This is a genomic window from Micromonospora sp. NPDC047707, from assembly GCF_040704235.1.
Taxonomy (GTDB): domain Bacteria; phylum Actinomycetota; class Actinomycetes; order Mycobacteriales; family Micromonosporaceae; genus Micromonospora.
On record NZ_JBEYSU010000029.1, the window covers coordinates 27242 to 52614 of the forward strand.

Annotated in this window: 22 protein-coding genes; 14 read left to right on the forward strand and 8 right to left on the reverse strand. The window is 72.5% G+C overall.

Annotated elements, in window-relative coordinates:
* Window positions 1-100 precede the first annotated feature (100 nt).
* The 3 genes from thrS (at window position 101) to AB0873_RS24705 (ending at window position 3897) form a co-directional block, all read left to right on the forward strand.
* Window positions 101-2116, forward strand: a complete 2016-nt coding sequence (thrS, locus tag AB0873_RS24695; RefSeq protein WP_366602487.1) for a threonine--tRNA ligase — start codon at window positions 101-103, stop codon at window positions 2114-2116.
* Window positions 2117-2273: 157 nt separating this feature from the next.
* The gene (locus tag AB0873_RS24700; protein WP_196255946.1) at window positions 2274-2786 is read left to right on the forward strand and encodes an HIT domain-containing protein; all 513 of its coding nucleotides are present in this window, start codon (window positions 2274-2276) and stop codon (window positions 2784-2786) included.
* Window positions 2787-2838: 52 nt separating this feature from the next.
* Window positions 2839-3897 (forward strand): aldo/keto reductase, encoded by a 1059-nt coding sequence (locus tag AB0873_RS24705; protein ID WP_366602489.1) that lies wholly within the window; start codon window positions 2839-2841, stop codon window positions 3895-3897.
* A 122-nt stretch (window positions 3898-4019) separates the two neighbouring features.
* Here the strand turns inward: AB0873_RS24705 and AB0873_RS24710 are convergent, their stop codons facing one another.
* The gene (locus AB0873_RS24710) at window positions 4020-6173 is read right to left on the reverse strand and encodes an elongation factor G-like protein EF-G2 (protein WP_155332814.1); all 2154 of its coding nucleotides are present in this window, start codon (window positions 6171-6173) and stop codon (window positions 4020-4022) included.
* 251 nt (window positions 6174-6424) lie between these two features.
* On the opposite strand from AB0873_RS24710, the gene pgsA reads away from it, so the two are divergent.
* From pgsA to pdxT, 6 genes are all read left to right on the forward strand, one after another.
* On the forward strand, window positions 6425-7060 hold the full coding sequence (gene pgsA, locus AB0873_RS24715; RefSeq protein ID WP_155332813.1) for a phosphatidylinositol phosphate synthase: 636 nt from the start codon (window positions 6425-6427) through the stop codon (window positions 7058-7060).
* 22 nt (window positions 7061-7082) lie between these two features.
* Window positions 7083-8018 (forward strand): phosphatidylinositol mannoside acyltransferase, encoded by a 936-nt coding sequence (locus AB0873_RS24720; RefSeq protein ID WP_155332812.1) that lies wholly within the window; start codon window positions 7083-7085, stop codon window positions 8016-8018.
* A gap of 16 nt (window positions 8019-8034) precedes the next feature.
* Complete coding sequence (locus AB0873_RS24725; RefSeq protein WP_366602491.1) at window positions 8035-9195, forward strand: glycosyltransferase family 4 protein; 1161 nt, start codon at window positions 8035-8037, stop codon at window positions 9193-9195.
* An 88-nt stretch (window positions 9196-9283) separates the two neighbouring features.
* Window positions 9284-9778 carry a hypothetical protein gene (locus AB0873_RS24730; RefSeq protein WP_196255694.1) on the forward strand — a complete coding sequence of 165 codons (495 nt, stop codon included), beginning with the start codon at window positions 9284-9286 and terminating at the stop codon, window positions 9776-9778.
* 137 nt (window positions 9779-9915) lie between these two features.
* Window positions 9916-10833 (forward strand): pyridoxal 5'-phosphate synthase lyase subunit PdxS, encoded by a 918-nt coding sequence (gene pdxS, locus AB0873_RS24735; RefSeq protein ID WP_366602493.1) that lies wholly within the window; start codon window positions 9916-9918, stop codon window positions 10831-10833.
* Between the two features lie 69 nt (window positions 10834-10902).
* Complete coding sequence (pdxT, locus tag AB0873_RS24740) at window positions 10903-11508, forward strand: pyridoxal 5'-phosphate synthase glutaminase subunit PdxT (protein ID WP_366602495.1); 606 nt, start codon at window positions 10903-10905, stop codon at window positions 11506-11508.
* A gap of 102 nt (window positions 11509-11610) precedes the next feature.
* On the opposite strand, the gene AB0873_RS24745 is transcribed toward pdxT, so the two are convergent.
* Entirely contained in the window at window positions 11611-12462 is an 852-nt protein-coding gene (locus AB0873_RS24745; protein ID WP_366602544.1) for a helix-turn-helix transcriptional regulator, read from the reverse strand.
* Between the two features lie 103 nt (window positions 12463-12565).
* Here AB0873_RS24745 and AB0873_RS24750 point away from each other — a divergent pair, with 103 nt between their 5' ends.
* The 3 genes from AB0873_RS24750 (at window position 12566) to AB0873_RS24760 (ending at window position 14492) form a co-directional block, all read left to right on the forward strand.
* The gene (locus tag AB0873_RS24750; protein ID WP_366602497.1) at window positions 12566-13213 is read left to right on the forward strand and encodes an NAD(P)H-dependent oxidoreductase; all 648 of its coding nucleotides are present in this window, start codon (window positions 12566-12568) and stop codon (window positions 13211-13213) included.
* Between the two features lie 3 nt (window positions 13214-13216).
* On the forward strand, window positions 13217-13513 hold the full coding sequence (locus AB0873_RS24755; RefSeq protein WP_366602499.1) for a hypothetical protein: 297 nt from the start codon (window positions 13217-13219) through the stop codon (window positions 13511-13513).
* Window positions 13514-13742: 229 nt separating this feature from the next.
* The gene (locus AB0873_RS24760) at window positions 13743-14492 is read left to right on the forward strand and encodes a YebC/PmpR family DNA-binding transcriptional regulator (RefSeq protein WP_155332804.1); all 750 of its coding nucleotides are present in this window, start codon (window positions 13743-13745) and stop codon (window positions 14490-14492) included.
* 76 nt (window positions 14493-14568) lie between these two features.
* Here AB0873_RS24760 and AB0873_RS24765 read toward each other — a convergent pair whose 3' ends face one another.
* The 6 genes from AB0873_RS24765 to AB0873_RS24790 form a co-directional block, all read right to left on the reverse strand.
* Window positions 14569-15630: an ABC transporter permease gene (locus AB0873_RS24765; RefSeq protein WP_366602501.1), complete on the reverse strand. Its 1062-nt coding sequence runs from the start codon at window positions 15628-15630 to the stop codon at window positions 14569-14571.
* Complete coding sequence (locus tag AB0873_RS24770) at window positions 15627-16520, reverse strand: ATP-binding cassette domain-containing protein (RefSeq protein WP_366602503.1); 894 nt, start codon at window positions 16518-16520, stop codon at window positions 15627-15629. Before AB0873_RS24770 ends, AB0873_RS24765 begins: the two co-directional genes overlap by 4 nt.
* Before the next feature lie 83 nt (window positions 16521-16603).
* Window positions 16604-17305 carry a response regulator transcription factor gene (locus AB0873_RS24775; RefSeq protein ID WP_366602505.1) on the reverse strand — a complete coding sequence of 234 codons (702 nt, stop codon included), beginning with the start codon at window positions 17303-17305 and terminating at the stop codon, window positions 16604-16606.
* A complete protein-coding gene (locus AB0873_RS24780; protein WP_366602507.1) occupies window positions 17302-18582 on the reverse strand; it encodes a sensor histidine kinase in 1281 nt (426 codons plus the stop codon). The genes AB0873_RS24775 and AB0873_RS24780 overlap by 4 nt, the downstream gene beginning before the upstream one ends.
* Before the next feature lie 201 nt (window positions 18583-18783).
* The gene (locus tag AB0873_RS24785) at window positions 18784-19731 is read right to left on the reverse strand and encodes a permease prefix domain 1-containing protein (RefSeq protein WP_366602509.1); all 948 of its coding nucleotides are present in this window, start codon (window positions 19729-19731) and stop codon (window positions 18784-18786) included.
* Complete coding sequence (locus AB0873_RS24790) at window positions 19728-20069, reverse strand: PadR family transcriptional regulator (protein ID WP_366602510.1); 342 nt, start codon at window positions 20067-20069, stop codon at window positions 19728-19730. Before AB0873_RS24790 ends, AB0873_RS24785 begins: the two co-directional genes overlap by 4 nt.
* 218 nt (window positions 20070-20287) lie before the next feature.
* Between AB0873_RS24790 and dnaE the strand changes: the two genes are divergently transcribed.
* Window positions 20288-23821 (forward strand): DNA polymerase III subunit alpha, encoded by a 3534-nt coding sequence (dnaE, locus tag AB0873_RS24795; RefSeq protein WP_366602512.1) that lies wholly within the window; start codon window positions 20288-20290, stop codon window positions 23819-23821.
* 199 nt (window positions 23822-24020) lie between these two features.
* Window positions 24021-25058 carry an aminotransferase class V-fold PLP-dependent enzyme gene (locus tag AB0873_RS24800; RefSeq protein ID WP_366602514.1) on the forward strand — a complete coding sequence of 346 codons (1038 nt, stop codon included), beginning with the start codon at window positions 24021-24023 and terminating at the stop codon, window positions 25056-25058.
* The last annotated feature ends 315 nt before the right edge of the window (window positions 25059-25373 follow it).

A 25373-nucleotide genomic window follows, 5' to 3' on the forward strand; every position in this document is an offset into this window, starting at 1 on the left:
CAGGCGTTAAGAGGGGCCCTTCCTTACACCGCAGCGGGTGATGGTCGGGACGACCGATAGCATCGGCAGCATCCGTACCGCCTGCCCGTGAGGAGTCACCGTGTCCGCACCCCGTATCCCCGTCGTGGCCGACCCCGTCGTCGTGGCCGCCGGGACGACGGCGGCCGACGCGGTGGCGGCGGCCGGCCTGCCGGCGACCGGGCCCAAGGCGATCGTGGTGGTCCGCGACGCCCAGGGTCAGCTGCGCGACCTGGACTGGCGGCCGGAGGTCGACACCGAGGTCGAGCCGGTGGCCATCGACACTCCCGACGGGCTGAACGTGCTGCGGCACTCCACCGCCCACGTGCTCGCCCAGGCCGTGCAGGACGTCCTCCCGGAGGCGAAGCTCGGCATCGGCCCGCCCATCGAGAACGGCTTCTACTACGACTTCGCCGTCGACAAGCCGTTCCAGCCGGAGGACCTCGCGAAGCTCGAGAAGCGGATGCAGGAGATCGTCAAGTCCGGCCAGCGGTTCCGCCGCCGGCGCTTCAACAGCCTGGACGAGGCGAAGGCCGAACTGGCCGCCGAGCCGTTCAAGCTGGAGTTGATCGACGTCAAGGGCGAGGGCCTGGACTCGGACGAGGTCATGGAGGTCGGCGGCGGCGAGCTGACCATCTACGACAACCTCGCCGCCACCGAGGACAAGGTCTGCTGGTCGGACCTGTGCCGGGGGCCGCACCTGCCGAACACGCGGCTGATCGGCGCGTTCAAGCTGATGCGCTCGGCCGCCGCGTACTGGCGGGGTTCGGAGAAGAACCCGCAGCTCCAGCGGGTGTACGGCACCGCGTGGCCGACGCGCGACGAGCTGAAGGCGTACCTGAAGCTCCTCGAGGAGGCCGCGCGGCGCGACCACCGCAAGCTCGGCGCGGACCTGGACCTGTTCAGCTTCCCCGACGAGATCGGTTCCGGCCTGCCGGTCTTCCACCCCAAGGGCGGCGTGCTCAAGCGGGTGATGGAGGACTACGTCCGCACCCGCCACATCGAGGAGGGCTTCCAGTACGTCGGGACCCCGCACATCTCGAAGGAAGGGCTGTTCCACACCTCGGGCCACCTGCCCTACTACGCCGATGGCATGTACCCGCCCATGGAACTCGAGGGCGCGGACTACTACCTCAAGGCGATGAACTGCCCGATGCACAACCTGATCTACCGGTCGCGCGGGCGGTCCTACCGCGAGCTGCCGATGCGGCTGTTCGAGTTCGGGTCGGTCTACCGGTACGAGAAGTCGGGCGTGGTCCACGGGCTGACCCGGGTGCGCGGCCTGACCCAGGACGACTCGCACTCCTACTGCACCCGGGAGCAGGCGCCGGCCGAGATCAAGCACCTGCTCCACTTCGTGCTCAGCCTGCTGAAGGACTTCGGCATCGACGACTTCTACCTGGAGCTGTCGACCCGCGACGAGTCCAAGCCGGACAAGTTCGTCGGCTCCGACGAGGACTGGGCCACGGCCACCGCGGTGCTGGAGCAGTGCGCGCGGGAGACCGGGCTCGACCTGGTGCCGGACCCGGGCGGCGCGGCCTTCTACGGCCCGAAGATCTCCGTGCAGGCCAAGGACGCCATCGGCCGCACCTGGCAGCTGTCGACCATCCAGTACGACTTCAACCAGCCGAAGGGCTTCGGGCTGGAGTACCAGGCGGCCGACGGCACCCGGCAGCAGCCCGTCATGATCCACTGCGCGAAGTTCGGGTCGATCGAGCGGTTCATCGGCGTGCTCACCGAGCACTACGCCGGTGCCTTCCCCGCCTGGCTCGCCCCGGTGCAGGTGGTCGGCATCCCGATCCGCGAGGACCACACCGACTACCTGCACGGCTTCGTCGCCGCGCTGCGCGCCGAGGGCATCCGTGCCCAGGTCGACGCCGGTGACGACCGGATGCAGAAGAAGATCCGCACCGCCCAGCAGCAGAAGATCCCCTTCATGGTGATCGCCGGCGACGACGACGTCGCGGCGGGCACCGTGTCGTTCCGCTACCGGGACGGCTCGCAGCGCAACGGCGTACCGATGGCCGAGGCGGTCAACCACGTCGCCGACGTGGTGTCCTCGCGCAGCAACATCGGCCCGTCCGCCGCCGAGGTGTAAGGAAGGGCCCCTTCTTAACGCCTCAGGTAGTAAAAGGGCACCCGGTTAACACACGCCCGGGCCCCGGCGGGACGGCGCGGTTCGGTGACGCCCCGCGCCGGGTCGTAGGATCGCTGCTGTGACTGGGGCGGACGGACACACCGACAGCAACGAGGTCATGGCGGACGGCCTGGACCGGCTCTGGACGCCCCACCGGATGACCTACATCTCCGGCGAGGACCGTCCCGAGGGCGGGTACGAGAAGCCGAGCGGCTGCCCGTTCTGCCTCGCGCCCGGCCGGCCCGCGCCGGAGAGCCTCGTCGTGGCACGCGGCGAGCACGTCTTCGTGGTGCTCAACCTCTACCCGTACAACCCGGGGCACCTGCTGGTCTGCCCCTACCGGCACGTCGCCGACTACACCGACCTCGACGGCCCGGAGACGGCCGAGCTGGCCGCGTTCACGCAGACCGCCATGCGGGTGGTCCGCAAGGTCAGCAGCGCGCACGGCTTCAACCTGGGGATGAACCAGGGCGGCGTGGCCGGCGCCGGGATCGCCGCGCACCTGCACCAGCACGTGGTGCCCCGGTGGGGCGGTGACGCCAACTTCATGCCGGTGATCGGCCGTACCAAGGTCCTGCCGCAGCTGCTGGGCGACACCCGCGACCTGCTGGCCCGCGCCTGGCCGTCCTGACACCCGGCGCGATCTTCTCCCTCCGGTCGGCCGGAGGTGACAGGATGCGTCGATGGCAGTCATGACGCGGACGCTGGGTCGCAGCGGCATCGAGGTGAGCGCCCTCGGCATGGGGTGCTGGGCGATCGGTGGCCCGTGGGCGGAGGGGCTCCAGCCGCTGGGGTGGGGCGTCGTCGACGACGACGAGTCCGTCCTTGCGGTCCGCCGCGCGCTCGACCTCGGCGTGACCCTCTTCGACACCGCCGACACGTACGGGGCGGGGCACTCGGAGCGGGTCCTCGGGCGGGCCCTCGCCGGCCGGCGTGACGAGGCGGTCGTCGCCACGAAGTGGGGCTACACGTTCGACGAGGCGGCCCGCCAGGCGACGGGCGAGGACGCGTCCCCGGCGTACCTGCGGCGGGCGCTGACCGACTCGCTGCGCCGGCTCGACACCGACCGTATCGACCTCTACCAGCTGCACCTGGGCGACCTTCCGGTCCCGCGCGCGGAGGCCCTGATCGGCACGCTGGAGGACCTGGTGGCCGACGGGCTGGTGCGCGCGTACGGATGGAGCACCGACCGGGTGGACCGGGCCGCCGCGTGGGGCCAGGCGGCCCGGGGCGCCACCGCCGTGCAGCACACCCTGTCGGTGCTGCGGGACGCCCCCGAGCTGCTCGCGGTCTGCGACAAGTACGACCTCGTCAGCGTCGCCCGGTGCCCGCTCGGGATGGGCCTGCTCACCGGCAAGTACACGACCGGCTCCACGCTGCCCCGGGACGACCTGCGCGGGCACGCGCCCGGCTGGCTGGAGTGGTTTCGGGGCGGCCGACCGGCGCCGGAGTGGCTGCGCCGGGTGAGCGCCGTCCGCGCCGCGCTCACCGCCGACGGCCGGACCCTGCCCCAGGGCGCGCTGGGCTGGATCTGGGCGCGCAGCGACCGCAGCGTCCCGATCCCCGGCTGCCGTACGGTCGCCCAGGTCGAGGAGAACGCGGCGGCGCTGGCCCGTGGCCCGCTCCCGCCGGACCAGTTCGCCGAGGTGGAACGCCAGCTGGCGGCTCTGCGGGCGGCGGCCCTCCGCGAAGCCGACCGCCCCTACTGGCCCAGCCCCACCCTCCCCACCGCCCGACCCTGACCACCCCGTTGCGGGGCTCAACGCGCGGGGTCTTCCGCGTTGATCATGAAGTTAGCGGCCAAATCTGTCCGATTTGTCTCCGCTAACTTCATGATCAACGCGTCGGGGGGTGGGGGAGGGGGTTAGGTGTGTTCCTTGCGGATCTGGTCGGCCAGGTGGGCGGGCATGGGTTCGTAGCGGACGAACTGGCGGCGGAAGGTGCCGGTGCCGGAGGTCATCGAGCGCAGCTCCACCGCGTACCGGAGGAGCTCGGTCGCCGGCACCTCGGCACGGACCAGCGTGCGGCCCTCGGCCGTGGTGTCCGGTTCGGTGCCCAGCACCCGGCCGCGCCGGCCGGACAGGTCGCCCATCACCGCGCCCACCGACGAGTCGGGCACCCGGATGACCACCTCGTCGACCGGTTCCAGCAGCGCCGGCTGGCCCCTCTCGGCCGCGTCCTTCAGCGCCAGGGCCCCGGCCGTCTGGAACGCCGCGTCGGAGGAGTCCACACTGTGCGCCTTGCCGTCGAACAGCGTCACCCGCAGGTCCACCACCGGATAGCCGGCGACCAGGCCGCGCTCCATCTGGGCGCGTACCCCCTTCTCCACCGACGGGATGTAGTTGTGCGGCACCGCGCCACCCACCACCCGGTCGACGAACTCGAAACCGGCGCCGCGCGGCAGCGGCGCCACCTCGATGTCGCAGACCGCGTACTGGCCGTGGCCGCCGGACTGCTTGACGTGCCGGCCGTGCCCCTTGGCCGACCCGGTGAACGTCTCGCGCAGCGCCACCCGCACCGGCTCGGTGTCCAGCTCCACACCGCCGGTGCGCAGCCGCTCCAGCACCACGTCCGCGTGCGCCTCGCCCATGCACCACAGCACCAGCTGGTGAGTCTCCGGATTGCGGTCCAGCCGCAGCGTGGGGTCACCGGCCACCAGCCGGGCCAGGTTGCGGGCGAGCGCGTCCTCGTCGGAGCGGCTGCGGGCCACGATCGCCACCGGCAGCAGCGGCTCCGGCATCTCCCACGGCGCGATCAGCAGCGGGTCCTCCTTGGCGGAGATGGTGTCACCGGTCTCCGCGCTGCCCGACTTGGTGATCGCGCAGATGTCGCCGGCCACGCAGAGGCCCACCTCCCGCAGCGTCGCGCCGAGCGGCGAGTAGATGTGCCCCACCCGCTCGTCGGCGTCGTGGTCGGGGTGGCCCCGCTCGGCCATGCCGTGCCCCGAGACGTGCACGGTCTGCTCGGGGCGCAGCGTGCCGGAGAACACCCGTACCAGCGAGACCCGGCCGACGTGCCGGTCGATGGTCGTCTTGACGACCTCCGCGACCAGCGGGCCGTCCGGATCGCAGGTGAGCGGCGGCCGGGGCGCGCCGTCCACGCCGGTCACCGCCGGCACGTCGTGCTCCAGCGGCGACGGGAAGCCCGCGGTGAGCACCTCCAGCAGCGCGTCCAGCCCCACCCCGGTCTCCGCGCAGACCGGCACCACCGGGTAGAAGTGGCCGCGCGCCACCGCCTTCTCCAGATCCTCGACGAGGATGTCGGTGCCGATCTCCTCACCCTCGAGGTACCGGTCCATGAGGGTCTCGTCCTCGCTCTCGGCGATGATCCCCTCGATCAGTTCGTTGCGGGACTCGGCGATCGCCGGCAGGTGCTCCGGGTCCGGCTCGCGCACCTCCGCCGGCAGGCCGCCGGTGTAGTCGAAGACCCGCCTCGTGATGAGCCCGAGCAGGCCGACGGTGGAGATGCCGTCGTCACCGAGCATCGGCAGGTAGAGCGGGAGCACGTTGTCGCCGAAGACCCGCTGGCAGAGCGCCACCGCCTCGTCGAAGTCCGCGCGCGGGTGGTCCAGCCGGGAGACGGCGACCGCCCGGGGCATGTCGACGGCGGCGCACTCCTCCCACAGCGCGGCGGTCGCGGCGTCCATCCCGTCGACGGCGGAGACGACGAAGAGTGCGGCGTCGGCGGCCCGCAGCCCGGCCCGCAGCTCACCGACGAAGTCGGCGTACCCCGGGCTGTCCAGCAGGTTGACCTTGATCCCGTCGTGGGTCAGGGGCGCGCAGGCCAGGCTCACCGAGCGCTGCTGGCGTACGGCGGCGGGGTCGTGGTCGCAGACCGTGGTGCCGTCGGTGACGCTCCCGGCGCGACCGATCGTGCCGGTCGCGGCGAGCAACGCCTCGACCAGGGTCGTCTTGCCGGCCCCGGAGTGGCCGACGAGCACCACGTTGCGGACCCTGCCGGGGTCGGTCACCACCGGCGCGCCGCCGGTGACCCCCTTCTCCTGACTCTTCTGCGCCATGGGGCGCACCTCCCTCAGCCGGTGGTTGGTGGCGACCGCCGCGCGCGACGGGGTGCGGCCCGGGGCGGGTGCGCGGCGATATCCTCCGGTGGTCTGCTGCCAAGCGGGAACGGGACGGGCGGACCGGTGAGCTGGCTCACCTTTCCTGGGTCGATCAGACACCCGATGACCGGGCCGCACAAGCCTCGCCGCGCGGGTCACCTGACCGGCCGTATCGCCGCTGGCCCGGCGACCGTTATCGTGGGACCGCCATGGCGAAGATCTTCCAAGTGACGGCCCGCGCGGGCATGACCCGCATCGTCGAACCGCTCGCGCGCCGACTGCTGCGCGCGGGCGTCACCCCCAACGCGGTCACCGTGACGGGCACCCTCGGGGTGCTCGTCGGCGCGCTCGGCTTCGGCGCCCGCGGCCACCTCGTCGCCGGAGCGTTGATCGTGACGGTCTTCGCGCTGACCGACCTGCTCGACGGGACGATGGCCCGCATGAGCGGCGGCTCCACCCGGTTCGGGGCGTTCCTCGACTCGAGCATGGACCGGATCGCCGACAGCGCCGTCTTCGGCGCCGTGGCCTACTACCTGGCCACCGAGGGCGACCACGCCGGTGTCGCGGCGGCCCTGCTCTGTCTGGCCGCGGGCAGTCTCGTCTCCTACGTGAAGGCCCGCGCCGAGGGGCTCGGCATGACCTGCAACGTGGGCATCGCCGAGCGCACCGAGCGACTGCTCATCGTCGGCGTCGGCGGCCTGCTCGCCGGCCTCGGCCTGCCGGTCGCGCTGCCCATCGCGCTCTGGCTGCTCGCCGCCGTGTCGATCTTCACGGTCGGGCAGCGGATGGCCCACGTGTACCGGCAGTCCCAGCAGGTCCCCACCGCGTCGGGCGGGCAGGGGTGAGGGCCGTGCGGGGCCGGCGCCGGTGACCCTCACCGAGCTGGCCTACCTCGCCGGGTGGCGCGCCGTCCGCGCGCTGCCCCGGCCCGTCGCGGCCGCGGCCTTCCGGGCGGGCGCCGACCGCGCCCACCGTCGCGGCGGCCCGAGTACGGCCCGACTCCGCGCCAACCTGCGCCGCGTCGTCGGACCCGAGATGCCGGAGGCCGAGCTGGACGAGCTGGTCCGCGCCGGCCTGCGCTCCTACGCCCGGTACTGGCTGGAGGCGTTCCGCCTGCCGGCGCTGAGCCGCGCGGAGATCCTCGCCGCCTTCCGGCTGGACGGTGAGGACGTGCTGGCGGCCGACGTGGCCGCCGGCCGGGGCGCGGTCGTGGCGCTGCCGCACGCCGGCAACTGGGACGCCGCCGGCGCCTGGGTCGCGGCGATGGGCTGGCCGATCACCACCGTCGCCGAGCGGCTCAAGCCGGAGGGCGTCTACCGGCGTTTCCTCGCCTTCCGGCGGAATCTCGGCATGGAGATCCTGCCCACCCAGGGTGGGGAGCGGCCCGCCTTCGACGTGCTGGTCGACCGGATCCAGGCCGGTGCGATCGTCCCGCTCCTCGCCGACCGGGACCTCTCGGCGCGCGGCGTCGAGGTGAACTTCTTCGGCGCCCGCACCCGGATGCCCCCCGGTCCGGCGTTGCTCGCGCTGCGCACCGGCGCGCCCCTCTACGTGGCATCGATGTGGTACGAGCCGGACGCCGCGCACGCCTCGATCGAGGGGCCGGTGCCGGTGCCCGGCCCGGAGGAGGGCCCGCTGGACGCGCGGGTCCGGGCCCTGACACAGCGGGTCGCCGACGGTCTGGCGGCGGGCATCGCCCGCCATCCGGAAGACTGGCACATGTTGCAGCGGATGTGGTTGGACCAGCAGCACGCCGCCACGACCGGCGTGGCTCAGCCCTCGCCGGCAACCGGACAGGCCTGAGGGAAAGGGCGCCAACGTGCGAATCGGCATCGTGTGCCCGTACTCCTTCGACGTACCGGGCGGCGTGCAGAACCACGTGATGGACCTCGCCGAGGCGCTGATCGGCCTCGGGCACGAGGTGAGCGTCCTCGCCCCGGCCGACGAGGACTCGCCGCTGCCGCCGTACGTCGTGCCGGCCGGGCGGGCGGTGCCGCTGCCGTACAACGGCTCGGTGGCCCGGATCGCCTTCGGCCCGGTCTCCACCGCCCGGGTCCGCCGGTGGATCATCCGGGGCGACTTCGACGTGCTGCACGTGCACGAGCCGCTGACGCTCAGCCTGTCCATGCTCGCCGTGCTCTCCGCGCGGGGGCCGGTGGTGGCCACGTTCCACACCGCGATGACCCGCTCCCGGGTGCTCGCCGCCGCGCAGGGCGTGCTCCAGATCGTGCTGGAGCGCATCACCGCCCGGATCGCGGTCAGCGCCCTGGCCCGCAAGGTGCAGGTCGAGCACATGGACGGCGGGGCGGTGGAGATCCCGAACGGGGTGGCCGTCGCGAAGTTCACCGACGCCGAGCCGCTGCCCGGCTGGCCGGGGGAGTGCGCACCGGGACGGGGCGGCACGATCGGCTTCCTCGGCCGGTTCACCGAGGCCCGCAAGGGCTTCCCGGTGCTTCGGGACGCATTCGTGCACCTCGCGTCCGAACGCCCCGGGCTGCGGCTGCTGGTCGCCGGGCCCGGTGACTCCGACGACCTGTACGAGAAGTTCCCGGCCGAGCTGCGTGACCAGATCACCTTCCTCGGCCTGGTCTCCGAGGCGGACAAGGCCCGGATGCTGCGCAGCGTCCACCTCTACGTGGCGCCGAACACCGGCGGCGAGTCGTTCGGGATGATCCTCACGGAGGCGCTCGCGGCGGGGACGACGGTCGTCGCGAGTGACCTGGACGCCTTCCGCCGGGTGCTCGACGGCGGCCGGGCCGGCCGGCTGTTCCGCACCGGCGACCCGTCGGCACTGGGGACCGCCCTCGCCGACCTGCTCGACGACCCGGAGACGCGGGCCACGCTGACCGCCTGCGGCGACCAGGTGGTGGCGAATTTCGACTGGCCCGTGGTTGCCCGCCGGGTTCTGGAGGTATACGCAGCGGCGATCGAGGCCACCGACGGTCGGGTCATCGACCAGGAATGGGTGGGGCTGGGCTGACCGGTGGGGCCGGTGGTGCGGGGGAGGCCGGCGGTCGGCCGGCCTTGGCCGGCGGAGACGGGAACGGAGCGACACTACGATGCCGGGCATGTGGTGGGCGGTGGGCGCGACGCTGGTCGTCGGGCTGCTGGCGGCGTACCTCGTCTGGACCGCCGGACGGGTTCGGCGCCTGCAGGCGCGGGCGGAGTCGGCGGCCCGGGCGCTCGACGCCCACCTGCTGCGCCGCGCGGCGGCCGCCGCGGTCCTCGCCGAGCGCCGCTACGGTGTCGAGCTGTACGCGGCCGCGCGGATCGCGCTGGATGCCCGCCCCGACGAGCGTGAGGCGGCCGAGAACGACCTCACCCGCCAACTGCGCGCGGTTCAGCTCGATCCGGGCGATCCGGACGCGGAGGCCGTGATCGCCGCGAGCCGGCGGCTGGCGTTGGCCCGGCAGGTGCACACCGACCTGGTCCGTGACGCCCGGGCGGCGCGGGGGCGACCGCTGGTGCGCCTGTTACGGATGGGGCGACGGCAGCCCTGGCCGCGGTACTTCGACATCGACGATCCGACGCTGACCGCACCCGCCGACGTCCCCGCCGGCTGAGCGCGCGACACCTCCCGGCCCGTGACGGCTGCCACACAGCAGGCCACCGTGGGTCTGATTGGCTGTCGGACGCGCGTTCACCCCGTCGTAGCATCTCCGCAGCCACCCTCCCAGCACGTCTCTAGGAGCGATGACCCGTGCCCGAAACCACCTCCCCGAACACCACTGCCACCCCCGTGACCGGCACCGCCCGGGTCAAGCGCGGCATGGCCGAGATGCTCAAGGGCGGCGTGATCATGGACGTGGTCACCCCCGAGCAGGCCAAGATCGCCGAGGACGCCGGCGCCGTCGCCGTGATGGCGCTGGAGCGGGTGCCCGCCGACATCCGCGCCCAGGGCGGCGTCTCCCGGATGAGCGACCCGGACATGATCGACGGCATCATCAACGCCGTCTCCATCCCGGTGATGGCCAAGGCCCGGATCGGCCACTTCGTCGAGGCGCAGATCCTGCAGTCCCTCGGTGTGGACTACGTCGACGAGTCCGAGGTGCTGACCCCGGCCGACTACGAGAACCACATCGACAAGTGGGCCTTCACCGTCCCCTTCGTCTGCGGCGCCACCAACCTGGGTGAGGCGTTGCGCCGGATCACCGAGGGGGCGGCCATGATCCGCTCCAAGGGCGAGGCCGGCACCGGTGACGTCTCCAACGCCACCACCCACATGCGCAAGATCCGCAAGGAGATCCGCCGGCTCCGGTCGCTGCCGGCCGACGAGCTGTACGTCGCCGCCAAGGAGCTGCAGGCGCCGTACGAGCTGGTCAAGGAGGTCGCCGAGACCGGCAAGCTGCCGGTGGTGCTGTTCACCGCCGGTGGTATCGCCACCCCGGCCGACGCCGCCATGATGATGCAGCTCGGCGCCGAGGGCGTCTTCGTCGGCTCCGGCATCTTCAAGTCCGGCAACCCGGCGCAGCGGGCCGCCGCGATCGTCAAGGCCACCACCTTCCACGACGACCCGGACGTGCTGGCCAAGGTCTCCCGCGGCCTCGGCGAGGCGATGGTCGGCATCAACGTCGACGAGATCCCGCAGCCGCACCGCCTGGCCGAGCGCGGCTGGTGAAGGAAGGGCCCCTTCTTACGCCTCCGGTAGAGAAGGGGCCCCCTCTCAACGACTGCGGAAGGAGCGAACGTGACGGCACCCCTGATCGGTGTGCTCGCCCTCCAGGGCGACGTCCGGGAGCACGCCGACGCCCTGGCCGCCGCCGGAGCGGACGCCCGACCGGTCCGCCGCCGCGAGGAGTTGGACGCGGTCGACGGCCTGGTCATCCCGGGCGGCGAGTCCACCACGATCAGCAAGCTGGCCGACATCTTCGAGCTGCGCGAGCCGATCGACAAGCGCGTCGCCGGTGGCATGCCCGTCTACGGGTCCTGCGCCGGCATGATCATGCTGGCCGGTGAGGTGCTCGACGGCCGGCCGGACCAGCGCGGCTTCGCCGGCATCGACATGACCGTCCGGCGCAACGCGTTCGGCCGCCAGGTCGACTCGTTCGAGGCGCCGGTGGAGGTCACCGGCGTCGGCGGCGGGCCGTTCCATGCGGTGTTCATCCGGGCGCCCTGGGTGGAGCGCGTCGGTGCGGGCGTCGAGGTGCTCGGCACGGTGACCGAGGGCCCCGCCGCCGGGCGGATCGTCGCGGTCCGGCAGGGCAACCTGCTGGCCACCTCGTTCCACCCGGAGCTGACCGGCGACCGGCGCCTGCACGCGTACTTCGTGAACCTCGTGCGCGCCGCCCGCTGACCCCGCCCGACCCGCGCGCCGGCGCTCGTCGATCAAGAGGTTTGCGCGGCCGCCTCTTGATCGACCCGAGCGGGTGATCGACCGGGCGGGTGGGCGAAGGGCTCAGCCTGCGACGGCGCGCAGGCGGCCGGGTACGCGGCCCAGGAGCTTGTCCAGCCGGGCGGCCGTGGCCGCGTCCGCCGGCATGTGGGCGATCAACCACTGGTCGCCCGTGTCGCCGACCGTCAGGGTCTCGTAGGACAGCCGTAGCGGCCCGACGTGCGGGTGGCGCAGCTCGCGTACCCCGTGGTGCGCCGCCGGCACCGGACGCCGCCGCCACCGGTCGGCGAACGGCGTGCCCACGGTCCGGACCAGCCGGCCGGCGAACTCGTCGGTCGCCGGGTCGCCCTGGCGCAGCCGGTGCAGCTCGGCGACCTGGTGGTCGGCCGTCCCGGCCCAGTCGGCGAACGCCTCCCGGGCCCGTTCGTCGGTGAAGACGTACCAGGTCAGGTTGGGGCGGGAGCCGTCGAGCAGACCCAGCGGCCGGGCGACCCGGTCGAAGGGGTCGTTCCACGCCAGGACGTCGCCGAGCCGGTTGGCCAGGTGCGCCGGCGCGTCGCGGAAGGCGTCGAGCAGCGCGCGGACGGACGGCCGCACCGTACGCGTGACCGCGGTCCTCCCGCGCGGGCAGAGCTGCCTGCTGTGGTGGGCGGCCGCGAGCTGGCGGAGGTGTTCGCGGTCGGCGTCGTCCAACCGCAGCGCGTCGGCGAGCGCGGCGAGGATCTCCGGCGACGGGCGGGTGTCGCGGCCCTGTTCCAGGCGGGTCAGGTACTCCACGCTCACCTGCGCGAGCGTCGCCAGCTCGGCGCGGCGCAGTCCCGGCGTCCGGCGCCGGGGCCCCTCGGGAAGGCCGACCCGTCCGGGCGGGAGCGCTTCCCGCCGGCTGCGCAGGAACGCGCCGAGCTCTCCGTCCATCACCGGCCCAGTCTGACACCGGACACCCGGCGAAGGGTGTCCCTGCCGGGGCCACCCTCGCGCCGGCCTCCCCACCCAGCCGCCCCGGCGCGAGGCTCAGGTCATGCAGAACACACAGACCTCCGCGCCGGTCCGGATCGGCGTGATCGTGGGCAGCACCCGACCGGGCCGGCGCGGCACCGCCGTCGCCGGCTGGGTGACCCGGGTCGCGTCCCGGCACCCGGCCGTTCGCGACGGCGACGCCGCCGTCGAGCTGGTGGACCTGGCCGAGCAGGACCTGCCGCTGCTCGACGAGCCGGTGCCGGCGTTCTTCGGCGACTACCGCAACCCGCACACCCGGCGCTGGGCGGGCGTGGTCGGCGGGTACGACGCCTTCCTGTTCGTCACCCCGGACTACAACCGGTCCGTCCCGGCCGCGTTGAAGAACGCCGTCGACTACCTGTACGCCGAGTGGAACGGCAAGGTCGCCGGGGTGCTGACCTACGGCGTGCAGGGCGGCACCCGGGCCGGCGACCACCTCCAGACCGTCCTCGGCGAGGTGCGGGTCGTGGTCGTACCGACGCGGGTGGCCCTGGGGCTCTTCACCGATTTCGACTTCTCCGACGCGGCGCCGGATGACCCGACCCACCCGGCCCGGCTCGCTCCCGAGGACGGGCGGGAGCAGTCGCTCACGACCATGCTCACCGAGATCCTGACCTGGACGACCGCGCTGCGGGTCGCGACGGACCGCCGGCCCGAGCTGGTGGGGTGAGCGGTGGAGACGATCGTCATCCAGTACCAGGTGCGTCCCGAACACGTCGGGACGCACCTGGCCCTCCTGCGTGCCGTCTACGCCGAGTTGTCCCGGACCCGGCCGGCCGGGCTGCGCTTCGTGACGCTGCAACTGGACGACGGGCGCAGCTTCGTCGACATCGCCCTGGCCCCGGAGCTGCCGGGACCGCTGCCGCAGCTGGAATCGTTCCGCCGGTACCGCGCCGGGCTGGAGGACCGGTGTGCGGAGCGGAGCACCTCCGGATTCACCGAGGTCGGGTCGTACGGCTTCGGGGAATGACCACCCGGCCCGCCCCGTTGTGCCTGTTCGGGCCGCACGGGGCGGGCCGGCGGCGTGCGGTGCGTGACATCCACCCGCGGCCCGCCGGTAGGATTGCCGAGATTCGGCAGGGCCATCTGCCCGCCACGGCTTCCACCAGAGCTGACCGGCACTCTCCGCGTGCGCCGGCGGGAGCGGGGGCGAGTGCGGTGCGGTCGATGCAGACGGCGGGTAGCAACGGAGGTAACTGATGTCCGGCCACTCAAAGTGGGCGACGACCAAGCACAAGAAGGCGGTCATCGACGCCAAGCGCGGCAAGATGTTCGCCAAGCTGATCAAGAACGTCGAGGTGGCGGCGCGCACCGGCGGCGGCGACCCGGCCGGCAACCCGACCCTCTACGACGCGATCCAGAAGGCCAAGAAGAACTCGGTCCCCAACGACAACATCGATCGCGCGGTCAAGCGGGGCTCCGGCCTGGAGGCCGGCGGCGCCGACTACCAGACGATCATGTACGAGGGCTACGGCCCGAACGGCGTCGCGCTGCTGATCGAGTGCCTCACCGACAACCGCAACCGCGCCGCCACCGAGGTGCGCACCGCGCTGACCCGCAACGGCGGTTCGTTCGCCGACGCCGGCTCGGTGTCGTACATGTTCTCCCGCAAGGGCGTGGTGATCGTCCCCAAGGCCGGCACCAGCGAGGACGACGTGATGATGGCCGTCCTGGACGCGGGCGCCGAGGAGGTCAACGACCTCGGCGAGGCGTTCGAGGTGGTCTCCGAGCCGACCGACCTGATCGCGGTCCGCACCGCGCTGCAGGACGCCGGCATCGAGTACGAGTCGGCCGAGTCCTCGCTGATCCCGAGCGTCAACGTCCCGCTGGACGAGGAGGGCGCCCGGAAGATCTTCAAGCTGATCGACGTCCTGGAGGACTGCGACGACGTGCAGAACGTCTACGCGAACTTCGACGTCAGCGACGAGATCATGGCCGCCGTCGGCTGATCCGCCGCCGGGAGCGCTTCGCGCCGGGCCCGGCACCACCCGCCATCGGTGGTGCCGGGCCCGTTTCGCGTCCGCGTCAGCCCAGCGTCTCCCGGGAGCGCCAGGCCGTGCCGATCGAGGTGCGGCCGTTGGTACGCAGCAGCGAGCCCTCGTACACCCGGGCTCCCGCGGCCAGGAACGCGGCGGCGGTGACCAGCAGCAGGGCCAGCGACACCAGTGGTTCCCAGCCGGCGGCGTCACCGGTGAACAGCCGCAGCGGCATCGCCGTCGGCGCGGAGAACGGCAGGTAGGACATCACCCGCATGGCGGTCGCGTTGTCGTTGAGGAAGATGACCGCGAAGAACGGCAGCATCACGGCGAGCTGCACCGGTGTGGACACCCCGCCGATGTCCTCGAGGCGGTTGACCAGGGCCCCGGCCGCCGCCCACATGGCCGCGATCAGCACGAAGCCCAGCAGGAAGAACGGCAGGAACCACCCGATCGCGGGCGCGAGCAGCGAGAGCAGCCCGCCGCTGTCACCGAACGTCATGCCGGCGACCGTGACCAGGGCGACCAGGGCGATCTGCCCCAGCGCCAGCAGGGTCCCGGCGACCAGCTTGCCGGCCAGCAGTGCCCGGACCGGCACCGCGGCGACGAGGATCTCGACGATGCGGGTCTGCTTCTCCTCGATGATGCTCTGCGCGATCTGCACGCCGAACGTCTGTGACGTCACGAAGAAGACGAACGCGAAGGCGAACGGCACCAGGAACGCCACCGCCGGGTCCACCGCGTCGGGGTTCAGCAGCCGCACCGGCGGCTGGGTGCTCAGGGCGGTCACGACGTCGTCGGGCGCCTCGTCCATCGCGAGCACGGTCGGGCCGGACACGACGGCGGCGTCCACGTCGCCGTCGCGGACGGCCTGCTCGGCGGCGCGGTCGTCCGGCAGCGTCCGTACCTCGAGCCCCGCCGCGCGCAGCGGACCGGCCACCGCCTCCGTCGCGGCCACGGTGGACGGACCGCCGGAGAGCAGCGGCGGCAGGATCGTCGCCGCGGCGGCGATGAGCAGGAAGAACAGCGTGCTGATGAGGAAGGTCCGGTCGCGCAGCTTGACCCGGACCTCCCGGGCGGCGACCAGGCGGGTGGCCTGCAGGGTGTTCACTGGGCGACCTCTCGGAAGATCTCGGTGAGGGAGGGGCTGACCGGGCGGAACGCGCGGACCGGGCCCCGGGCGAGCGCCGCGTGCAGCACCGGCTGCTCGTCGGTGCCCGGCGGGAGGTCGAAGACGGCGCGGGCGCCGTCCAGGTCCACCAGGGTCACCCCCGGCTGGTCGCGGAGCCAGCCGGCGTCGGTCTCCACCACCAGCTCGTAGCGGGGCGAGGTGTACGTCGAGCGCAACTGCTCGCGGCTACCGGCGGCCCGGATCACGCCGCCCGCGATGATCACCAGGTCGTCGCAGAGCCGTTCCACGACGTCGAGCTGGTGGCTGGAGAAGAGCACCGGTGCGCCGGCCGCGGCGCGCTCGCGCAGCACGGCGACGACCGTGTCCACGGCCAGCGGGTCGAGGCCGGAGAACGGCTCGTCGAGCACCAGCACCTCGGGGTCGTGCACCAGCGCGGCGGCGATCTGGGCGCGCTGCTGGTTGCCCAGCGAGAGCGTCTCCAGCAGGTCGTCGCCGCGTTCGGCGAGGCCGACCCGCTCCAGCAGCACGTCGGTGTTGCGGCGGGCCGCCGCCGTGGTCATCCCGTGCAGCCGGCCCAGGTAGGTCACCTGCTCCCGGACGCTCATCTTCGGGTAGAGGCCGCGTTCCTCCGGCATGTAGCCGAAGCGTCGGCGGTCCTCCCGCGTCAGTGGTCTGCCCTGCCAGGTCACCTGACCGGCGTCGGCGGCGAGCACGCCGAGGATGATCCGCATGGTTGTCGTCTTGCCGGCGCCGTTGCCGCCCACGAAGCCGGTCATCCGCCCGGCCGGCACCTCGAAGGACACGTTCTGGAGCACCCGACGGTCGCCGAAGCTGCGGTCGACACCGTCGAGACGGAGGACGTTCGTCACGGCGGCCACGCTAGGTCACCGGGCGCCGTCCGCCGTCCGTCCACGGGCTGAGCCTCCGGATCCCCCGCGGGACGGACCGGAGATCATCCGCCGGGGCGTACCACCCCGTGCTCGTACGCGAAGACCACCGCCTGGACCCGGTCGCGCAGGCCGAGTTTGGTCAGCACCCGGCTGACGTGTGTCTTCACCGTCGCCTCGCCCAGGTGCAGGGCGGCGGCGATCTCCGCGTTGCTCGCGCCTCCGGCGACCAGGACCAGCACCTCCCGCTCCCGGGGGGTGAGGTCCCGCAGCGCCGCCTCCGGTGCCGTCCCCGCCGTGGCCGAGGCGCCGGAGCGGGCGAAGGTGGCGATCACCCGCCGGGTGAGCTCCGGGGCGATGAGCCCTTCGCCGCGGGCCACCACCCGGATTGCTTCGACCAGCGCCTCCGGGGTGCCGTTCTTGAGCAGGAACCCGCTCGCCCCGGCGCGCAGCGCGGTGAACAGGTAGTCGTCCCGGTCGAAGGTGGTGAGGATCAGCACCGCCGGCCCGCCCGACTGGTCCGCGTCGGCGGTGATCCGCCGGGTGGCCTCCAGCCCGTCGACGCCGGGCATCTCCACGTCCATCAGCACCACGTCGGGGCGCAGCGCCCGGGTCATGCTCACCGCCCGTTCGCCGTAGGCGGCCTCCCCGACCACCTCGATGTCGTCCTCCACCTCGAGGATGACCCGGAACCCGGTGCGGACGAGGTGCTGGTCGTCGGCGAGCAGCACCCGGATCGGCCGGCCGGCCGTCGCCTCGGCGCTCATGCCGGGCGCTCCGCCGGGGCGGGCAGCGGGAAGCGGGCCCGTACCCGCCAGCCGCCGCCGGCGCGTGGGCCGACCTCGAGCACACCGCCGTGGGTGGCGACCCGCTCGCGCATCCCGACCAGGCCCATCCCGTCGGGATTGGGTGGGCGGGTGGGCCGTCCGTCGTCGGTCACGTCCACCTCCACGTCGTGCGCCAGGTGGCGGATCCGCACGTCCAGCGCGGTCGCCCCGGTCGCGTGTTTCAGCGTGTTCGTCGCCGCTTCCTGCACCACCCGGTACGCGGCCTGGGAGACCGAGTCCGGCAGCGGCACCGGGTTCCCGTACACCCCGAGGCTGGCCCGCAGCCCCGCCTCCCGGGCCCGGTCGACCACCGCGGTGACCTGGTCGATCCCGGCGGGCTGCCCGACAGCCGCCGGCTCGCGGTCGCGGGCGCGCAGGACGCCGAGCATCCGGCGCAGCTCGTCCACCGCCGTGCGGGCCGACTCCTCGACGGCGCCGAGCGCGGTGCGGGCCTTGGCCGGGTCCCGGTCGAGGACCCGGCGGGCGGCGGCCGCCTGTACGCCCATCACCGACACGTGGTGGGCGACGACGTCGTGCAGTTCCCGGGCGATGCGGACCCGCTCGCCGACCACGGCGTGCTCGCGGACCTCGGCCTGCGACCGGCGGAGCTCCTCCGCCTGCGCCCGGAGGGCGTGCGACCGGCGGGCGGCCAGCCAGGCGGTCTCCCCGAAGAAGTACGCGAAGCCGAAGAACAGGCCGTTGAGCAGCACCCCGTTGACCATCATCGCGATCACCGGGGGGACCGGCCCGACGGCGCCGGCGAACGCGTCGGGCGGGATGCGGGCGACACTGATCGCGTACGAGACGCCGAGCCAGACGAACATGGCGGCGATCACGCCGATCCGCAGTCGCCGCGCGAGGCGGCGGTCCCGGCCCCACGCGCCGAGCGTGTAGAGGGCGGCGAAGAGCGCGCCCGAGGTCACCTGGAACTCCGGTGCGGCGCGGGCCTGCCCCGCGATGTACGCGGCGGAGACGACCAGCGTGACCGCGGCGGGGAACCGCCGCCGCCAGATCAGCGGCAGAGTGGTCGCGACGGTCCAGAGGATCTGCTCCGCCACCCACGGCGGCGGGCCCAGGACGAATGTCCCGGTGCTGCGGGCGAGGGTGAGGCTGACCAGGGCGAGCACGGTCACCGCCAGCCCCACGTAGACGTCGCGCCGCTGCTGCTCCGGCGTCGGTCCGGGCCGACGCCAGTCCTCACCCGCCTCCGTGCTCATCCTGGTCAGGATCTCATCCGACCGGCCGGCGCCCGTTCGGAACCCCACCTGGCCGCCGCGCCGGCCGACGGGCGGGGCGGCACGGCGTTCGCCCGGTCGGTGTGATCCACTCCGTGCCGCCGGCATCGCGTGATCTACGGCGGCGGGACACCGCGATGCCGCCGGCATCGAGTCGATCATGCGCCGCCGGGACCGGGTGTGTCAGCGGCGGGCACGTAGCGCCTTGACCACGCTGTCGACCATGTCCCAGATCACGACGGCCACGATGCCGATCACGACGCCGTTCGAGAGCGTGTCGAGGTTGTCGCCGTCGCGCAGCCAGGGGATGTGGGCGACGAACTCCGGGTTGAGCAGCCGGTCGGTGAGCAGCAGCCAGATCGCCGGCACCGCGAACGCCAGGTGCAGCAGGGCGTTGAGCGCGACGAGGGGCCAGGTCCAGCGGCCGACGCGGTACTTGGTGATCTCCAGGCCGGCGCTGACGACCAGCACCGCGAGCAGGACCGGGAGCCAGGACGTCCACAGTGCGGGGTCGAGGATCGCCAGGCGGTCACCGTCGGCCGGGACCAGCGTCTGGAAGTGCTGCCAGACGAGGAACGCGGCGGTCAGGACCACGGCGACGAGCGAGGCGCACGTGTCGGTCAGCGTGACGTCCCGCTCGACGGGCTCGTCGGGAAGGTCGTCGACGGTCCAGCCGGGCAGGTTCAGCGGGGTGCCCAGCCGTTCGAGCACCGCGAAGACCACCGTCACCCAGAACGCGATCTGCACGGCGGTCTGCACGGCCGCGACGACGCCGGCGCCGATGGCGCCGCCCGGGTTGTCGCCGGCGGTGGCCTCCACGACACCGACGACCACGCCGACGATGCCGGGGATGACGCTGAGCAGGGTGACCAGCAGTCGCTGCCAGACCAGGTAGTAGGTGGGGCCGATGAGCTGGAGGCGCCGGTCGGCGTACCGGGCGGCGAGCTGCGCCGGGTCGCCCAGCTCGGTGAGCACCTCCCGTTCGGCGGCGGAGGTGTCCTCCCCGGCGGCCGCCCGGCCCTCGATCATGTCCTCGATCGAGGCCCGCAGCTCGGTGGCGATCTCCTCGCGCCGCGCGGCGGGTACCGAGCGCAGGGTCGCGGCGACGTAGCGGTCGGTCAGGGTGGTCATCGGTCCACTCCTTCGAGCAGGGCGGTCATGGAGGTCTGGACGGCGGACAGGTCGGTGAGGAGCCGGTCGAGGACCGCCTCGCCGTCGGGGCTGGTGCGGTAGAACTTGCGCGGCCGGCTCTCCTCGGTGTTCCACTCGCTGGTCAGCAGCCCCTGGTCCTCGAGGCGGCGCAGCAGCGGGTAGAGCGTGTTGGCGTCGACGGGGAAGCCGTGGTGGGTCAGGCGTTGCAGCAGCGCGTAGCCGTAGTCGGGGCGGCGCAGGGCGACGAGGCTCGCCACCACGACCGTGCCTCGGCGCAGCTCCTGGAGGTGGGTCCGGAGGATCTCTTCGCTGACCATGCATCACACAATAGTGTGTGACACACAGTATTGTCTACGGGTAGAACAACGTGCTCCGTCACAACGCTGTCCCCGGTGCAGCGGGACCGTCCGTGGAGATCCACACCACCCGACGGTGATCTGTCCGCGCGGCTGCTGGAGGTGCCTTCCCGGGCGGGGATAGGGTGAGCCGACCGACTTCTCACCATCCATGAAGCCGACCCGGGGGGGCGCCACGCATGGGCGATTCGTTCGCGCATCTGCACGTGCACACGGAGTACTCGATGCTCGACGGTGCCGCCCGGCTCAAGGATCTCTTCGCCGAGGTCAGTCGGCAGGGGATGCCGGCGGTCGCGATGACCGACCACGGCAACATGCACGGCGCGAACGACTTCTACAAGCAGGCCGTGGCCGCCGGCGTGAAGCCGATCCTGGGCATCGAGGCGTACGTGGCGCCGGAGTCACGGTTCCACAAGCAGCGGGTGCGGTGGGGCCGCCCGGAGCAGAAGAGCGACGACGTCTCCGGCAGCGGCGGCTACACGCACATGACGATCTGGGCGCGGAACAAGGCCGGCCTGCACAACCTGTTCAAGCTCACCAGCCGGTCGTACACCGAGGGTTTCTTCGTCAAGTGGCCGCGGATGGACGCGGAACTGCTCGCCGAGCACGCCGACGGCCTGATGGCGACCACCGGCTGCCCCTCGGGTGAGGTGCAGACCCGGTTGCGGCTGGGCCAGTACGACGAGGCGTTGAAGGCCGCGGCCAGGTACCAGGAGATCTTCGGGAAGGACAACTACTTCCTGGAGATCATGGATCACGGCATCAGCATCGAGCGCCGGGTGCGCCAGGAGCTGATGGAGATCTCCCGCAAACTGGACATCCCGCCGGTGGTCACGAACGACTCGCACTACACGCACGAGTCGCAGGCCGAGGCGCACGACGTGCTGCTCTGCGTGCAGACCGCGGCGAACGTCGCCGACCCGAACCGGTTCCGGTTCGACGGCAGCGGCTACTACATCAAGTCCGCCGAGGAGATGCGCGGCGTCGACACGTCCGACCTCTGGCTGGAGGGCTGCCGCAACACCCTGCTGGTCGCCGAGAAGGTCGACCCGGCCGGCATGTTCGAGTTCCACAACCTCATGCCGCGTTTCCCCGTGCCCGACGGGGAGACCGAGGAGTCCTGGTTCCGCAAGGAGACGTTCGTCGGCCTGGCCCGCCGCTACCCGCAGGGCATCCCGGAGGGGCACGTCAAGCAGGCCGAGTACGAGTTGGGCGTCATCATCCAGATGGGCTTCCCGTCGTACTTCCTCGTGGTCGCCGACTTCATCCAGTGGGCCAAGAGCCAGGGCATCGCCGTCGGTCCGGGTCGTGGCTCGGCCGCCGGCTCGCTCGTCGCGTACGCCCTCGGCATCACCGACCTGGACCCGATCCCGCACGGCCTGATCTTCGAGCGGTTCCTCAACCCCGAGCGGGTCTCGATGCCGGATGTCGACATCGACTTCGACGACCGGCGTCGCGGCGAGGTCATCCAGTACGTCACCGAGAAGTACGGCGAGGACAAGGTCGCGCAGATCGCCACCTTCGGCACGATCAAGGCGAAGGCCGCGATCAAGGACTCGGCGCGGGTGCTCGGCTACCCCTACGCGGTGGGTGACCGGATCACCAAGGCGATGCCGCCGGCCGTCATGGGCAAGGACATCCCGCTGACCGGCATCTTCGACGCGAAGCACCCCCGCTACGCGGAGGCCGGCGAGATCCGCGGGCTGTACGAGTCGGACCCGGACGTCAAGAAGGTCATCGACACCGCGCGCGGCATCGAGGGGCTGATCCGGCAGACCGGTGTGCACGCCGCCGGCGTCATCATGTCCGCCGAGCCGATCATCGAGCACATCCCGCTGATGCGGCGGGACGCCGACGGGACGATCATCACGCAGTTCGACTACCCGACCTGCGAGTCGCTCGGGCTGCTGAAGATGGACTTCCTCGGCCTGCGCAACCTGACCATCATCGACGACGCGGTCAGGAACATCGAGCTCAACCACGGCACCAAGCTCGATCTGCTGGCCCTGCCGCTGGATGACCAGCCCGCCTACGACCTGCTGGCCCGCGGCGACACGCTGGGCGTGTTCCAGCTCGACGGTGGGCCGATGCGCTCGCTGCTGCGGCTGATGAAGCCGGACAACTTCGAGGACATCTCGGCGGTGCTGGCGCTGTACCGGCCCGGTCCGATGGGCGTCGACTCGCACACCAACTACGCGCTGCGCAAGAACAGGCTCCAGGAGATCACCCCGATCCACCCGGAGCTGGAGGAGCCGCTGCGGGAGATCCTGGCCCCCACCTACGGCCTGATCGTCTACCAGGAGCAGGTGCAGCGCGCCGCGCAGATCCTCGCCGGCTACAGCCTCGGCCAGGCCGACCTGCTGCGCCGGGCGATGGGCAAGAAGAAGAAGGAGATCCTGGACAAGGAGTTCATCCCGTTCCGGGACGGCTGCCGCGAGCGCGGCTACTCCGACCAGGCGATCCAGGCGGTGTGGGACGTCCTGGTGCCGTTCGCCGGCTACGCCTTCAACAAGGCGCACTCCGCGGCGTACGGGCTGGTGTCGTACTGGACCGCGTACCTGAAGGCGCACTACCCGGCCGAGTACATGGCGGCGCTGCTCACGTCCGTCGGCGACGACAAGGACAAGATGGCGCTGTACCTGTCGGAGTGCCGCCGGATGGGCATTCAGGTCCTGCCGCCCGACGTCAACGACTCGGCCGGGCCGTTCACCCCGGTCGGCCGGGACATCCGCTTCGGCCTCGCCGCGATCCGCAACGTCGGCGCCAACGTGGTGAGCGCGATCATGCGTTGCCGTGACGAGAAGGGCGCGTACGCCGACTTCTACGACTTCCTGTCCAAGGTGGACGCGGTGGTCTGCAACAAGAAGACCATCGAATCGCTGATCAAGGCGGGCGCGTTCGACTCGCTGCGGCACCCGCGCAAGGGGTTGCTCGCCGTGCACGCCGATGCCATCGACGCGTACGCCGACGTGAAGCGCAAGGAGGCGGTCGGCCAGTACGACCTGTTCGGCGCCGGTTTCGGCGACACGGACGCCCCCGCCAGCACCACGGTGATGCCGACCATCGCCGAGGGGGAGTGGGACAAGCGGGACAAGCTCGCCTTCGAACGCGAGATGCTCGGCCTGTACGTCTCCGACCATCCGCTGTTCGGCCTGGAGCACGTGCTCGGCGCGGCGGCGGACTGCACGATCGCCGCGCTCTCCGAGGAGGGCACCGTCCCGGACGGCGCGGTGGTGACCCTCGCCGGAATCCTCTCCGGTGTGCAGCGCCGGGTCACCAAGCAGGGCCGCGCGTGGGCGTCGGCCACGCTGGAGGATCTCGCCGGCGGCGTGGAGACGCTGTTCTTCCCCAACACCTACGAGGTGATCGGGCAGTACATCGCCGAGGACGCGATCGTGGTGGTCAAGGGGCGGGTCGACCGCCGCGACGACGTCCCGCGGATCATGGCGATGGACATGTCGATGCCGGACATCAGCAGCAACCCGGCCAACAAGCCGGTGACGCTCACCATCCCGGTGCACCGGTGCACGCCGCCGCTGGTGGAACGCCTCAAGGAGACGCTCGTGCTGCACCCCGGCGACACCGAGGTGCACGTCAAGCTGCTCAACGGCGGCAAGGTGACCACGCTGCGGCTGGGCCCGTTCCGGGTGGCGGCCACCACCGCGCTGATGGGTGACCTGAAGAGCGTCCTCGGCCCGGCCAACGTCAGCTGACGGCGGCCGGCCCCCAGCTCGGCTATCACCTGGAACCCACCAGCCACCGGGGATGTGCTGCGGCGCGAAGATCGTGTTCGCCATGGCCGGCAGCAGTCGCGCCCTGCAGCACGTGCGGATCGAGAGGTGACCCCGGCGCGGGCCAGCAGCGCGTGATTGGTCCTCCTCGGGCCGGCACCGCCCGGTTAGCGTCGGTGAGGTGGAGATCGAGAAGGCGCAGCAGCTCTGGCAGCCCCAGCCCGGCTGGTTGAACACGGCCACCTACGGATTGCCGCCGGACCCGGCGTGGGAGGCGTTGCAGGAGGCGCTGGCCGGCTGGCGGGTCGGGCGGATGGCGTGGGAGAGCTGGGACATCGCCACGTCACGGACCCGCGCCGCGTTCGCCCGGCTGGTCGGGGTGGCCGTCGCGGACGTGACGGTCGGCAGCACCGCGTCGCAGCTGGTGGCGCCCGTGGCGGCGGCGATGCCGGCGGGCGCGACCGTGGTGGTCCCCGAGGTCGAGTTCACCTCCAACCTCTTCCCCTGGCTGGTGCAGGAGCAGCGCGGGGTCCGCGTCCGCACGGTCCCGCTGGCCGGTCTCGTCGACGCGATCGACGCCGACATCGACCTCGTCGCGTTCAGCCTGGTGCAGTCGTCCGACGGGACGGTGGCCCCGTACGAGGAGATCGTGGCCGCCGCCCGCGCGCACGGCGCCCTCGTGGCGGTCGACGCCACCCAGGCCTGCGGCTGGCTCCCGTTCGACGCCTCCCGGGCCGACGCGGTGGTGGTCGCCGCGTACAAATGGCTGATGGCCCCGCGTGGCGTGGCCCTGGCGTACTACGCGCCGGAGCTGCGCGACCGGATGCGCCCCGACGCCGCCTGCTGGTACGCCGGTGCCGACCCGCACGCCGCCTACTACGGGCCGCCGCTGCGGCTGGCCGACGACGCTCGGCGTTTCGACATCTCCCCGGCCTGGTTCAGCTGGGTCGGCGCCGCCCCGGCCCTGGAGCTGCTGGCGGAGATCGGGCTGCCGGCGGTGCACGCCCACGACGTGGCGCTGGCCAACCGGTTCCTCGCCGGCCTGGGCCGGCCGCCGGGCGACAGCGCGATCGTCACCGTGGAGGTGCCGGGCGCGCAGGAGCAGCTGGAACGGGCCGGTGTGCGGGCGGCGGTCCGGGCCGGCCGGGTCCGGGCGTCCTTCCACCTGTACTCCACGACGGACGACGTCGATCTGGCCCTCGACGCCCTCGCGGGGTGACCACCCCGGCCGCCACGTAGCGTCCAGGGCCGCCGGCACGCCCGGCGCGCTGCGCCCTCGCGCCGCGGGCACGTCGTGCACGCTGCGTCCATGCACCGCGGGCACGTCGTGACGGGTTGCCGGCGTGGGGTGTGGGCGGCCCACGCCGGCACGGCCGGGAGCGCACACAGTCACCGTCCTCGATGACCCGGCCGGCGGTCGAGGTGGCTGTCGGGCCCGGTTCCGGGCCGGGGATTATGTGGGCCGTCAACATGGCTGCGTTCGGCGGCCCGGCCGTAGGTTTCCTGCACGCGACGGCCCTGTGACCACGGTCAC